Here is a 15194-nt window from a genome sequence, read left to right on the forward strand (position 1 = left end):
TAAACTGCCGGTTAAAACAGCTAATATTTGCGGGTTGATTATTTACAATTAAGGGAGTAGCTTTATAAACTTACTCCTTTCCAGCTCTCCTATCTGCTTAAGCGATCTGATTTCGTCTGGTATAAGTTTATAAGATGTCTCAAACTGTTTTAAATACTTCTCAAAATTTATTGGATAATAGCTCAGTAAACGATTAGTTTCCTCCGCTATACCCAGATTTTTCGGTATGTACATTCCTTCGTTGCCGTTATCGGTACTTTTCAATACTGCTGTTATCATGGTTAGGCGTTTAAATTTCTCTACGAGTCCAGCCGCAGCCAAGGATCCGGGAATCTTGTTATAGGCTATGCGTATTTGCCTGGCAACCCTGCTATTTTGATCCGGAAGAAAAACATTTAAACAAAGGTTACTCCCATCATAATTCCAGCTGCCATCGTGGCTATCGGGGTTAAATTGCAGAGGCTTACCGTCTACCAATATCTTTGTCGGCGGTTGGGTGCCAAATAGCTTTAATGTAAACTTTTTCCGTTTGGCCATACCTTGATAACTTCCAACAGCAGGAGCAATATTCACGATCTGCTCGTTGCCGTTAATTTGTGATTTTATGTTCGTTTTGGCGAATTGACCTTCATAATTTTTATCGTTTCCGCTATCCTCGTAAATTTGAAATTTACCGCCATCACCCGGAAATATGCCAAGCGTAATACCATTTGGGTTCTTATCCAGGTTTTGTATCTGATCATTGTACATTGGTATAATCGAACCTGCTTTTATATACACCGGATACTCGTTAATGGAGAAAGAGCGTTCAAGCTCCTGGCCTCCCTTTAGCAACGTACCGGTGTGCCACTCGTACCAATCATTTCCCTTGGGCAACCAAACCTTAACAGTAGCGAAACCGTCTCTAGATGGTGTTGTAACCGGCCTGATCAGCATATTGTCGCCAAACATGTATTCTTCTTTATAGCTGTAGGCTTCCGGCTGCTTCTCATAATCATAATACATTGGCCGGCAAAGCCCGATACCTGTTTCGAAAGTTTTTCTCGACATGGTGTAGATGTAGGGTACAAGCGCGTAGCGCAGCCTGATAGCATCGTGCTGAGCCGTGGCATATTCGGGAGCAAAATTCCAGATCTCCTTTTTTATAGCTGCGTTTTTGGTTGAGTGCGTGCGCATTATCGGGCTAAAGCCACCGTATTGTAACCAGCGTGTATAAAGCTCAGGCTCCACGCCTTTCTCATTGCCTTTTAGAATATGCCCGCCGATATCATGGCTCCAGTAGCTGTACAAAACATTAGATGCGGTGCTGGTAAAATAAGGCTCGTAGGCTAATGATTCCCACGACATGAAAGTATCTCCCGAAAACCCGATCTGGTAGCGGTGATTACCAAGGCCACCCCAACGGTGATATAGTAATGGTCTCGTTTCGCCATGTCTGGCCTTGTCGGTAAAAAAGGTGTAATTAAGCCACCATGTGTTACTTAGTTGCGGTATTTTATTATCGTTTGGCCATTGTTGCCAGTCCAGCCACCAAAAGTTAACTCCCGCTTTTTCAATCGGCCTTAAAACAATATCAAATAAGCCGCGCATAAAAGCCTTGTTTGATGCTTCAAACGGAACAGATTGTTTTTTTGAAGTATCAGCTTTCATGTATGAGGTAAAATCTTTATAACGTTCTTCGGTTGGTTGGATACCATCTGCCGGATGAAGATTTAAAGTTGTTTTCAGGTGATTTTCTTTTGTCCACTTCAAAAAACCATCAGGATTTGGAAAAAGGTTTTTATTCCAGGTGTAGCCCGTCCACCCTTTGGTATGCCAGTCCATATCTATTACCAAAACATCTGTAGGCACATCAAAACGTTTAAGGTTTTGAACCAATTCCCGCAGTTCATTATCCGAATAACTCCAATATCTTGACCACCAGTAGCCAAACACGTAGCGCGGCAACATAGGTACCCGGCCTGCTATTTTGCTAAAATCCAACAGGGCCGATTTGTAATCATTGCCATAGCCCAGAAAATACCAATCTAATTTTGGCGCGCCGGGAGTGGTTACCCATGGCCAATCAGAATTATCTAGTCTTAAAGATTGCGAATCGTCAAGAAGAAACCAGCCATCCCTTGAAAGTATGCCATCTTCCAGTTGCAGTTTTTGATTGCTGTACAGGTTCATTTCACCATCCTGCCCATCAAGGGTTCGGAAGGTTCCTTTTAAATTAAATTTCTGTTTTTGCCCAGGTTTCCAGGCAATGGTATCCGTATTTAAATAGCGAATTTTAAGATTGGTACTATCAAACGCACCCGAGTTCATTTTATAAGCGAGTTCGATCTTGTTGGTTTTCAAGTAAAACCAATTGTCCTGATTGTGTGTAGTAAAAGCGGGAACAGGTAATTTGCGGTTAACAACAACTAACGATGCCCTGTTATCGTAGCCGCCCAATTCGCCCCATTGCAACCTGATCATTTGATCGGTAAGCACTGTAAAGCGGGCATTGCCCAATTGCACAACGGCCCTGGTATCGGGCGTTAACTGATTACCGCTCTGTGCATAAGTTTTGGTTGTGAGCAGTACAAAGGCAAAAGCTATCGCGCTGCATATTGTGTTTAATTTTAGTTTGTAGGTGACGATCATGTAATGAATATTAAAATTTTGATTAAGGGAAAACCTAAGTGTGCGGACACAGTACACCCAGCAGGGTTAAAAACTCCTGGTGCTATCTGATATTAAAAGAAAATGAGGGTAATTATAAAATCAGCACATAAACTAAATGCCTTTGCTCATTATTAGCTGTCGGTTTAAAGCGGTTGCCCTATCCGGAACAACCGCTTTATCAAATTTCCGGGTCTGGCACTTTATCCGAATCTCATTAAAGACATTGATAAAAGCCAAGGCACCGGTATCAGGGTTTAGGTTACCATCCAAAATTTTGTACTAGCGCCGGATCAATATTGATTTCGGTTTGCGGTATTGGCATCAGGTAATGCCTGTCGGCAAAAACACGGGTTTGATCTACCACGGTTTTGTAAAACACGGCTACGCCCGCAGCTTCGCTATTGGGGTCCAATCCGGTCGAGTTAAGCTCTGCCGGAGTTGGTCTGGCGTTCATGCCGTGCATATCGCCGTTATCTACACTTTTGGCTATTAACCAGCGGCGTACATCCCAAAAACGCTGATTTTCGAACGCAAATTCTATACGTTTTTCATTTTGGATCCTTTTGCGCATTCCTTCTTTAGTATTATCAGATGCGATGATAGGCAGGCTCGGCATAGATACCCGCCTCCTTACGGCATTTATGGCATTGTAAACATCGCTATTGGGCGCCCCCAAATATTCGTTCATAGCTTCAGCATAGATCAAATAAATTTCGGCCAGGCGAATTATTGGGAAATTGCGGTTAGCGCTGCCGCCGCCTTTCAGGTTAACGTTAGGATCGGCCCATTTACGCCAGTTGTAACCGGTTTCGCAGTTGGTGCCCGGTTTTGGCCAGCCATCACATCCGCCGCCATTGTTTCCAAACCAGGCAAATTTTAGGGGCCGGGCATTGTTGGTGTAATTCCATACACCATATTGAAAAAATATGGTAGCATAAAAACGAGGATCCCTGTTTTTATACATGTTAGAGATATTAGATACCGAAGTATTGCGCACGCCATCCCAAAGCTGGCCATTCCAAAAACCAGTGGTTTGATAGCCCGATTGAGCATCTGTTATAGGCCTGCCGTTATTCATCTCGTAAGCATCAACCAGCTCCTGAAAAACGCTCATCTTCCCGTTGCCATTTACCGCGTTGCCATCCCGACCGTTAGGCATGTAATTGCCTTCAAAATCACGATTGCCCGGCACAATCAAAGGAAGGATAGTTTCATCATAATTCCGTGTAAAAAACAACTGTGCATAGTTATCAACCGGGTTTGACGGATTTGGGTTTGATAGCGAATAAGCATTCAGATCCAACACCGCTTTGGCAGCATTTGCCGCCTGCAACCATTTATTATTATCATACGTTTGCGGAAATAGCTGTGTGCCATCGGCATTCTTAACTCCTGCATACATGGTATTACCGTTAAATAAAGGGCTGGCCGCATAAACTAAAGTACGCGCTTTTAAAGCTAAAGCAGCGCCCTTGGTAATACGTCCATAATCGCTCGAGCCACTAGTGTATGATACCGGTAAAATGGCGGCAATGGCATCACACTCGGATGTGATGAACTTCACCACATCATCAACAGTATTTCGGGTTGTGGTTGTGGCCGATGGATCAGTAGTGACTAAAACGGTATTAATTAAAGGCACAGCGCCATATCTCCTGAATAATTCGAAATATTGATTTGCACGCAGAAACCTTGCCTCGGCTTTGTAAAGCGGAATGCGTGGCGCATAATAATCACTTCTTGAAGCCGGGATAGGTGTTTTATCAATACTTGCCAAAAAGATATTTGATGAGCGGATGTATTGATACGCCCTGCCCCAAATATCAAGTGAGTTATTGGTAGCATTCCACGCGCCCGAGTTAAATGCCAATTCGGGCACGTTTTCCCAGTGATTTTTACACTCATCTGTACAGGCACCTAAAGCCGGACCACCGCCACGCACATATTGTACATCGTTGTTATTTAATGATGCGTACAAATGCGCCCAGGCGCTTTCGGCATTTTGGATATTATTAAACACCGCATCTTGCGTAACTAGTTCGGTAGGCACTACGTTGAGGTATTTTTTACAGGAAACCACAGTAATGCAGGCAATTAAAAATAAGTATATAAGTTTATTGCTTTTCATGTTAAATCTTTTAAAATGTAAATCTTAAACCGGCGTTGATCACCTTTTGCTGCGGATAGGTTCCGGTACCGTTGTTACCAATTTCGGGGTCGAAATTAAAATCTTTAAGCTTGCTCCAGGTGAGCAGATTAATACCATTCACAAAAATACGCGCGTTCTCAATCCCTATCCGTTTCATCCAGGTTGTAGGTAAGGTGTAACCCAGTTCAACTGTTTTTAGGCGGATGTAATTTGAAGAATAGATCCAAAAGGTTGATGCCTGCTGGTTGTTCACATTATCGGCCGATGAAATGCGTGGGAACATATAATTAGCATCTGGATTTGAAGCAACCCAATGATTATCAACAACCTGAACCAACGAACTGGCAAACCTCGAGAAAGAATAAACGCCCGACCCCGACAGTAATGTAGAACCACCCAAACCACCCTGAAACAACACACTCAAATCAAAATTGGCATAATGGTAACCAAGTGCAACACCAAATTGCGATTTGGGATTGGCTACTTTTCCGGGAAGAAAACCTGCATCAAGGCTATTAATCACGTTGTCGCCGTTCAAATCCTTGTACTTGATATCGCCAGGCTTGGTAACACCAAGGCTGGCCTGCGAGGGGCTGCTGTTAATGTCCTGCTGGCTTTTAAACAGACCGAGAGCGGTGTAACCATAAATCTCGTTAATGCTTGTGCCTTTTAAAGCCTGCCATTCACGGCCTGGATAATCCGGTTGCGCGTAAAACAGGATCTTGTTGGTGGCATAAGCATAATTTATAGTAATACTGTATCCTTGTTTTTTACCAAACTCACGCCTGTGCGTAAGCGAAATTTCATATCCCCTGTTGTCGGTTATACCTGCGTTAACGGCCGGTATTTGTGGCAAACCTATAAAGGCAGGTATCAGTTGCGAAGTTGCGAGGATATTATTACGACGTTCCTTAAACACATCGGCCGAAAGCGAGAACATCCCTTTCCATAAGCTCAGATCAAGGCCTATGTTCAGTTTTTTTGATCGTTCCCAGGTTAGCATGGTGTTGCCCGCCTGGCCTTCCAGGTAGCCTCCATAGCTATTACCATCGTTATTAAAACCAAATTTGTACCCGTCGCCTTGTACCCAGGTGCTTAGATAAAGAAATCTGCTCGATCCTATCTTATCGTTACCAACAATACCGTACGATCCTCTTAACTTAAGTTGATCGATAAAACTAAGTGATGGATTATCTTTAATAAAGTGCTCGTTCGAGGCTATCCAGCCAGCCGAAACAGCCGGGAAAAATCCGAACCGGTGCCCTTGCGCAAAGTTTTCTGATCCGTTATAGCCAAAGTTAAACTCGGCAAGGTAACGATCATCATAAGCATAAGCGGCACGACCCAACACGCCCTGGTATTTGTATGGCAAACCGGCCCTGGCATTTTGAATGCCATCGGGTACAGCATCAAAAAAGCTCGATTGGTTGTAGATGGCCATAGCTTTTACGGAGTGCTTACCAAAATCGCGGTCGTAATTGACATAAGATTCCAGTACGGTACGCCGCGAACCGTTGGCATTTACGCCGTAGCCAAGTGTGCCATTGCCATTATTTACAATTACATAATGACCATTGGCCGCCAAATCCGTTTCGGTATCAGCAACACCCTGATTTAATAAATATTGATAGGTGATATTGGATAATGATCTGTTTACATTCCGGAAGTTATTATTATCAAATGATAACCTAACCCGGGTACTTAACCCCTTGGTTAACCAGCCCAAATCCCACTTAAAACCTGCTGTTGATTGCAATGAGGTTTCAAAGTTTCGCTGGTAACCAGATTGTGTGAGATCAACATACGGAGATTGATTGGTATTAGGCGCGGCACCCGGCGAACCATCCGGATTGGTGATTGGGTAATACCAGGCCGGTGTTTGTTTGATGTCGTTAAAGATCTGAGAGGCGTTTGCGCCGGGATAATTCCTATCATACACAATAGCACCTAAGTTCAGCTCCATCGACAGGTTTTTGGTAAGGTTTAAGTCGATATTTGAGCGGAAGTTGTATTTATGGGTGATGGCCTGGATATCGTATTGGCTTACAGCATCTTCGTAGTTATATAAACCATTTTGTTGTAAATATGATAAGGAGATAAAATATCTTGTTTTTTCCGTACCGCCAACAACGTTCAAATTACCTTGCGACAGGTATGAAAATGGCTTCAGCATTGTTTTTGTCCAGTTAACATTGGGGTACAAATACTGGTATGCCGGGTATGTGCGGTCGCGGTATTTATTCAGCAAAACATCAGTATAAGCACTGGTATCCGCAAAAAGTCCATCGTTTATCAAACCTTCCTTGTAAAGCTTTCGGCCAGTATATGAATCTACATATTGAGGCAACGAGGTTGGCGACTGCCAGCCATTTTGCGCAGTTGCCGAGATACGTGATGTGCCTATTTTACCACGTTTGGTAGTAACCAGCACAACGCCATTGGCACCCTGAATACCATAAATAGCGGTCGAGGCAGCATCTTTCAGGATACTCACGCTCTCAACCTCATTAGCATCCAGGCCGCTAAAATCCCTCTGAATCCCATCCACCAATACCAACGGGGCCGAATTATTGGTAGTACCAAAGCCCCTGATATTCAAGTATGAACCATCAGCCCCCGGTTCACCACTGTTTTGAACCGTTAATAAACCAGGTAAGCGGCCGGCCAGCGCATTGCTTAAATTAGCAACCGGGCTTTGCTGCAGTTCTTTAGTACCTACTGATACTATCGAACCGGTAACACGTTCTTTGCGCTGCGTTCCGTAACCTACTACCACAATTTCCTGCAGGCCGGTGCCGGGTACAAGGCCGATAACGCCCAAATCTTTCGCGGCCTGAACTTCTTTGGTTGTGTAGCCAATAAATGATATAACCAGCGTGCTGTTATCGGAGATATTTTTAAAGGCAAACTCACCTTTTTCGTTCGTGGTCATTCCCTGCGCTGTGCCCTTAATTTTTACCGATGCACCGGGCAATGGCCTGCCTGCTTCATCCACTACGGTACCTTTAACATCAATGTTTGCTGCAGCCACCTTTTTACCGGCATCCGAATCATTGGATTCTCCGTTGCCTTTAATAACGATGGTTTTTTCGGCAAAGCTGTATGACAGCGCCAGGCCTTTCAATAATACATCAAGCACATCTTTAATATCGGCATCTTTAACGTTAATAGATACCGAGGGAGAGTTTTGCAGCAGCTTATTCTTATAAAAGAAAGTATAGCCGCTTTGCTTATTGATATCCTTTAATACTTTTTCGAGCGATACCCCGTTTTCAGACAAGGTGATCTTCTGGGCGAAAACATCTGCTTTAACCTGGAAAGTAAAAGCAATCGTTAACAAAATAATTAGCTTCATCACTAAAAATATTCTTCTACTTAAAAACAGAAATTCGCAGTTTTTCGAACTACGTAGATTAATTTTCATAGTTTCGTTAGGTTTTTGGTTTGGTTAAAAAGTAAACTTCGACGGTTTCTTATAATCTCTGATCCAGAAACTACCGCGCAAGCGGAACCTGCCGGTGGTGTTGGAAGCACTTCCGGCATTTTTTTTGAATGAGATTTTGATGGGAGCTTTTTTAAGTATCTTTTTTCTTCATCGTAAATTGGTTTTTAGGTTAATAACTGGTTATTGGTTTTATAATTTTTATAGGATGATGTAGGGCCGCTATTGAGAAACTATAAGTTTTCGTCCGCTTGATTTCACATTGATATCATCTAGTTTGAGTATTTTGATCACTTCAGAAAAAGCCGCGTTTCTCGGAATTTCTCCGTTGTAGGTATCGTTGCCTATTTGCCCCTGGTATTCTATCTCAACATTGTACCACCTGGCAATTTTGCTCATCACATCGTGGATATCGGCATTCTTAAACAAGATCACGCCATTTTTCCAGGCCACAAATTCGTCGGCATCTACCGTTGTTTTTGATAGCTTATCGCTTTTAAAAACGGCCTGCTCGTTTGGTTTTATAATGATTTGCTGTGTGATAGCTGTTTGATTTTTTCGATAAACTTTAACGCTGCCTTGAAGCAGGGTTGTTTTAACCGCAGCTTCATCAGGATAAGCATTGATATCGAAATGCGTACCCAACACCTGTACTACCTGACCGGCACTGGTTACTTTAAAGGGTCTCATAGCATCATGAGCCACTTCAAAGTATGCCTCGCCGGATAACTCAACGGCTCTTTCATCACTTGTAAAATCTACCGGAAACTTAATAGTACTACCTGCATTAAGCCAAATCTTGCTACCATCGGCTAGTGTTATTTGATACTTACCGCCGCGAGGCGTTGACAATACATTGTAGGGCTGCGATTTGCCGGTAATTTGAGAGGCAGTTTTTTGATAGGTTATACTGCTATCTACATCATTATTGACGGTAACATCATTAAGTGTAAACAATTTTCCTTTGCGCAAACCATCAAGGGCAATTTGCTTTCCATCGGCAAGCGTTAGCGTAGCTTTATTGCCACCTGGTTTAATAATATTTTTATCTGATGCTAATTGGTAAGGCTTAGTGTTGCTATTGAAATACCCATTGGCAAATAATAGGCCACCAAGAACAAAAACCACAGCTGCGGCAGCTGCCCACCAGCCTACCGGGATAAGATGTTTTACCTGGTTTTTAAATAGCCTGTTATGCAAATCTGTTTTCAGGCGTTGCTCAATTTCTGCTTTATTGCCAAAATCTGATGTCCATGGCATATCCGATAAATCGAAGTTATCACGATATTCTTCAAATAATTTTTGCTCCTGGGGCGTACAATTGCCCAACGTGCAACGCTCGTATAATTCAACAAACTCTTTGTATAACATAGCTATAACGGTTATCGGTATAGACAACTTTCGCGGTAATAACTCACATACTTTTTTTATTTTTTTTAGATTTATCATACAATCGATATCGAGCCGCCAACTATCCCTCAACAATAAAACTTTGTTATTACCTTGCATGGTTCAAGCTCAGATCGGGATCTTTTTAAATGAACTACACGAAACAATCAGATGAAAATTTATTTGCCGCGGTAAAACGTAACGACAAGAAGGCGTTTACTCTGCTTTATGATCGTTACTGGGAGTTGGTTTATAAAAAAGCATTTTCTTATTTGCATGATACAGATACCTGCATGTCCATTGTAAACGATATATTTATTAATATCTGGGAAAAGCGGGATGTGCTCAACATTATCACATTTAAAAATTACCTAAACGCTGCCGCCCGGTACCGCGTATATAACGCTATAAAAGCAAGCAATACATCGCCGGTAAAATATGTTGAAGATTATGAAAAGCTGGATGATTTAACGGTTGTATACAACAATGCCGAAAGCAGTATTGAAGTTAACCAACTTAGCACCAATCTGGATAAGCTGCTTGATAAACTACCTCCACGCTGCAAAGAAATATTCCTGTTGAGCAGGGTAAATCAGTTAAGCAACGCCGAGATCGCCGAGCGCCTGTCTATTTCGAAACGGGCGGTCGAAAACCAAATCTCTCTGGCTGTTAAACACCTTAAGCCTCATTTTAAACATTACCCTACCGTTATATTGGTTGCCAAGCTTGTGCTTTTGCATAGCAAATTGGGATTATAAATTGCAACCATCTATTTAATAAGACATTGGTACTCTTATGGATTAGTGAAACAACTAAGCGTATATTTACCAACAGCAGGAAAAGCGGATAATCTTCAAATTTTAAAAAACGTCACCCAATAACGCGTTTGCCTGACATCAGGAGACCATTATTGGGTAACGTATATAACTAAAATGCTCAATCTCACTTAAGCACTATTCAAATAACGCAAATTGTTTAATGAGCAAGTGATCGCACCATATCAATTTAAAATCAAAAGGTATCAATTGTCGCCAGCCCTTATCAACCTAAAATGATCTAACATTGCCTGGTTAATGTTGATGTTCATGTTCTCGTTGGCGTTTTTAAAATAAAGCGATACAATGTGCTTACCCTTACTTAATTTAAGTTTTATGCCATTGCTGTACCCCCAATTGCTCCATTCACCTTTCCCGCGTTGGGGCAATACAATGGTACCCGCAAAACTATCATCCACAGTTAATGTGCGTATGGCGCATTTATTTTCGGTATTGATAGGCCCGTTGCCGTTAGCATATCGCAAATCGATAATATAGGTACCAGTCCTAACAATATTTACCGGTATATCCAATTTGGTAATCGTGGTTTTACTGACCTCAACAAAACCACAGCCTGTAAAACCCTGGTAAGGAAGTTCTGATTTTCCGGTGATCGTTTCAGCTTCAATGATTTGCTGCGCCGTTGCCGGAATTACGGAAACAGGTTCGCTTGCGAATGAGCTTACTCCTTTGGCATCTACCGCAACAACCTGGTATTCGGCGTACTTCCCGGCAATTATATTAAAGGTTGATGATTTGGTCAGCCCAATCGGTTGCCCATTCTTGATAACCCGATAACTCACTGCATTTTTCGTTTTTAACCAAGACAGCTTTTTTTTAGCATAGGTAACTACAGGTGTTTCCGGCGCGGTATATCCCGGCACCAGATTGCTTTTTCCGGAGACTGTATTGTTGGCGAGAACTATGCCTACCTGGTGGCTTCCTTTCAGATCTGCCGGAAGTAAGGCCCTGCTCATATTCCTTCCGTCAAGGCTTATGCTTTTTATTTGGTTACCGTAGCCACTCATTTTAATATCCAATACGGCATCACGGTATTTAAAATGATGTAATGAACGCTCGCCAGCCAAAGCTTTAGGCACAAATGGCGTAAACTCCAAACTGTTTTCGCTATAATGAATACCAAACAGAACTTTGTATACCAAAGCAATATTGCCCGACAGGCTCCACAGCATATTACTGCTGTTAATCTGGGTACCGGCGAAATCGCCATCGCTGGCAACAAAATTTTCTTTATTGGTAAGCCAAAGCGCGGCCGGGCGGTAAATAGCAGCAATAGCCCGCAAAAGCGATGTTTCATTACCCGCCTTTGCCGATGCCATTGCCCAATAACTTTCAACAAAGGGCCATACAGCGTTATTGTGATATGGTAAAATATTGGGTATTTGCGGGTAAATACATGGGATACCAAATTCGTTTACCGGAGTGTTGTCAACAACAGATTGTTGTTTACCAGCATCCGCGGCATCAAATAACACAGCCAAAGCTTCGCCCAATGCTTCAGACCGGGGCGATATAATTTTATTGTTTCTGCCATAAAGATATTGGCCATAGTAACCCTTACCTGGCAACCATAAACTATTGAGGCCTTTTTTTATTAAATCAGCCTGTTGAAGATAGCCCGAAACAGCTTTATGATCCCCCATTAAGCCAGCCATAGCAGCCAAAACCTTGTTAACCTGAAAATGCACGACACTGGTGCCTAAACATTCAGACTCATAAATATCGGCCGGTTGCATCCATTTAGCGTAAGTTTCTTCGCGCCAGTCTAAAAACGACGATTCACCCCTGACAAGACCGGTTTGTCTGTCATACACGTTATAAGCATCATCGGCCGCTGATTTTTTAATGATCGGGTATACCTTTTCCAGCCACTTTCTGTCGCCGGTTACCTTGTAAACCTCCCAGGCGGCAACAGCCCAGATCATCCTGTCGGACGATACCGGGTAAGCCCCGCCCGTACCGGTATCCTGTATAATACGGCCGTTCTGTACCTTCTTCATGAGGCTATACATGGCTACTTTGGGTTGCAAAACCGCCATGGAAAGAATAATGCTGTAACTGATATCCCGTGTCCATACACCGCTCCACTCCTTGCCTGTCCTAAACGTACTGTCGGGCTCAACAGCATTCTGCATTTCCTCTAAAGCAAGATTATAGATTGCATCGGATAACAAATAACCTGAACGATATTGAGGAAAAGCGCTTATATCTTTACTCAATTTCCATAATGAAGCTGTGTTATTGGCATCACCCGGTTTATTCAAAATAAGCGTGGTTTCGTAAATGCCATCACCATCGGGATCCTTTAGTTCCAGTTCGGGATGATTGATCAAATTGTTAAAATCCCAAATCAGGGGAGCAGTGCTTCCTGCTACAAACAAACCTTTAAAATCATCTTTATAGATCTTATCGCCATTAAAACAGGTATAATAGCTCTTCGTTTTAAAAGCGCCCAATACATCGCGCATATCCACACGGATCTTAAATTGTGAAGATGGTTTTAGATAAATACCGGCCGGTGCGATTTTTTTATCAGCATCAGGCTGCCCAAACCTGATAAGCGGGGTTGCGTTTTCAGAACCTGAGCAAATAAAATGATGATCGTTGCCTGAAGGCATTTCATTATCCTTGCCGTTAATACTGAATTTAAAGTCGACCACCGGGCTTTTAAACAGGTTGGCCGGGCTTTGATAGTTGGATTGCAGATCGGTTGCTGATGCCGCTATTGCCGTGTATTTGCCCTGCACCACCCTATCCGGATAAATGGTATAAGCATCCGAAGTGTAAATTGGTTTACCACTTTGCGCGCTCACATAACCGGCGCTAAGCAATAAGCTAAGAATTACTGAGACAGAATTTTTCATTAAAAGATATTTTGATTATAAAACAGTATTCCGCCGGGGCAATAAATCATGCCCGGCGGAATAAAAAGAATAGATAGAACAATCTTATTATTGATATTCAACCACTACCATGTCCCAATATTTCAACATTGGCAATGTAAATGTAACAGCATTGCCCGATTGTTTATACGCAACGTCTTTCGATGTACCTCCGTCGATATCCGGAGATGCTACCCAGATCTTTTTAACGGTTTTGGCTGCGGTAAAATTAAAGCGGCCATTACTAACCGGGTGAGGGACAGCTTGCGTACCATTGCGGTCGCGCCAATCGAAACTTGCGGCATTGGCAAAGTTAATAAGATGTATAATCTGTTTATTGCCCAAATCTTTGCCGATTACCGATACCTGCCCCGTTTGCGGCGGAAAGTTATTGAGTTTGGTCTGGCTATCGCCCGGAGTAATGGCAGGGTTGTTGAATGTTCCCCCATCGCGAAGCAAATTCTCATAAGCCGTTAAAAAATCATAGTAGCTAACCATGGCGGCTTTCAGGTCGTCGCGCATTTGCAGATTGTTATTTGGGAAATACTCTTTGCCCAGCATATGCTCACCTAATTCCAGGTGCGAGCCGCCGTGCGCAAAGATCACCGCGTCGGTAAATAAAACACCGGGAGTACTAAAATAACCAGCGCTGCCCGCCAGGTCGTAATCCATATATGCAGCAAGTACGCTCTTTTTGGCACCGCCGGTGAGGGCGTCATTGCTCTTAATGATGTCGGCCAGATCTTTATACCCCTCGTTCGGTGCCCATACTTCCGAGTACAGAAAATCAACTGGTGTATCGGCTATTTGCGGCTGACCATACTGAGTTACCGCGTTCATTACCAACCTTTTTGTTGGCGATGCCACTTTCATCGCTTTTATAAAGGAATTGAAGGCTGTTGGCAGATCAACCGTTCCACCGCTATAGTTGTACAAAGTTTTATCACGGTTACCCAGCTGATCAATTTGATAACCATCGAAGTTGAATACTTTATACATGTCATTGGTTTTACCCGCTAAGTATTGCTGCCAGCCGGTATTTGAGGGATCCATAATATACAGATCGCTTTTAAAAGGCGGTTGCGGCAGCGAAGCTACTTCCTTTTTAGCATGGGTTGCATCATCAAACAAGTACCATTGCTCGTTTACACCATCGGCAGCGGCATCATTCAATGATCCATATGCGAGGTTATAATGCAGGGTTTTCATATTGTAACCGTGCGCGGCCGTAATATAACCCCGAACAGTTGTAAGGTAATTATCCCGGTTAGCGATGTCTTTCCAGCTTGCATCGGGTTTGGCTACAATACCGGCCAGTGGCTCATGGTGTTTATACTCCCAATCCTGAAACTGCACGTAATTCATGTGGTAACGGTTTAATGAACTCATCACTGTTTTAATATCGCCATCGCTCAGTTTACCATAGGCGGATAAAAATCCATTTCGCGGAAAGCGTGCCGGATCCGACGATACATCCACAGCAATAGTACCATAGATCTTTTCCTGGCCGTTCACTGTATCAAACAACTCAACCATATAACCGGTAAAATCCGGCGCGGGCGCCGTCCACTTCCATGATGTACCCGTTACCGTTCCGGATTGTATAACGCTGCCCGATTGTTTATACCTTACTTTCGCGGTAGCGGGCAAGGCCTTATCAAGTGTAAAAACAACCTCGTCTCCCGGTTTATAAAAAGCTTTATCGGTGCTGATGCCGGAAAGGCTGCTTGTGGCTACTGTTTTTATCAAACCGGTATTATCAACCAGTTTGTCCTTTGTGCAGCCGCAGCTAATGGCTGCGAACATCATCATTACACCTACGCTGTATATTTTCATTTCAAATA

At 43.0% G+C, this 15194-nt stretch carries 7 protein-coding genes; 1 reads left to right on the forward strand and 6 read right to left on the reverse strand.

What is annotated here, in order from left to right:
• Positions 1-48: 48 nt before the first annotated feature.
• From ABIC84_RS06025 to ABIC84_RS06040, 4 genes are all read right to left on the reverse strand, one after another.
• Complete coding sequence (locus tag ABIC84_RS06025; protein WP_429262982.1) at positions 49-2631, reverse strand: TIM-barrel domain-containing protein; 2583 nt, start codon at positions 2629-2631, stop codon at positions 49-51.
• Between the two features lie 280 nt (positions 2632-2911).
• Positions 2912-4780 carry a RagB/SusD family nutrient uptake outer membrane protein gene (locus ABIC84_RS06030; protein ID WP_426588711.1) on the reverse strand — a complete coding sequence of 623 codons (1869 nt, stop codon included), beginning with the start codon at positions 4778-4780 and terminating at the stop codon, positions 2912-2914.
• A gap of 10 nt (positions 4781-4790) precedes the next feature.
• On the reverse strand, positions 4791-8156 hold the full coding sequence (locus tag ABIC84_RS06035; protein WP_429262983.1) for a TonB-dependent receptor: 3366 nt from the start codon (positions 8154-8156) through the stop codon (positions 4791-4793).
• A gap of 309 nt (positions 8157-8465) precedes the next feature.
• The gene (locus ABIC84_RS06040; RefSeq protein WP_429262984.1) at positions 8466-9614 is read right to left on the reverse strand and encodes a FecR family protein; all 1149 of its coding nucleotides are present in this window, start codon (positions 9612-9614) and stop codon (positions 8466-8468) included.
• Between the two features lie 167 nt (positions 9615-9781).
• Here ABIC84_RS06040 and ABIC84_RS06045 point away from each other — a divergent pair, with 167 nt between their 5' ends.
• The gene (locus ABIC84_RS06045; protein ID WP_426588717.1) at positions 9782-10390 is read left to right on the forward strand and encodes an RNA polymerase sigma factor; all 609 of its coding nucleotides are present in this window, start codon (positions 9782-9784) and stop codon (positions 10388-10390) included.
• 263 nt (positions 10391-10653) lie between these two features.
• Here ABIC84_RS06045 and ABIC84_RS06050 read toward each other — a convergent pair whose 3' ends face one another.
• The gene (locus ABIC84_RS06050) at positions 10654-13332 is read right to left on the reverse strand and encodes a glycogen debranching protein (RefSeq protein ID WP_429262985.1); all 2679 of its coding nucleotides are present in this window, start codon (positions 13330-13332) and stop codon (positions 10654-10656) included.
• Between the two features lie 87 nt (positions 13333-13419).
• Positions 13420-15186, reverse strand: coding sequence for a glycoside hydrolase family 66 protein (locus ABIC84_RS06055; RefSeq protein WP_429262986.1), 1767 nt, complete (start codon positions 15184-15186; stop codon positions 13420-13422).
• Positions 15187-15194: the final 8 nt, after the last annotated feature.

The sequence above is a fragment of the Mucilaginibacter sp. 3215 genome, assembly GCF_050433785.1.
In the GTDB taxonomy this organism is placed as follows: Bacteria; Bacteroidota; Bacteroidia; order Sphingobacteriales; family Sphingobacteriaceae; genus Mucilaginibacter.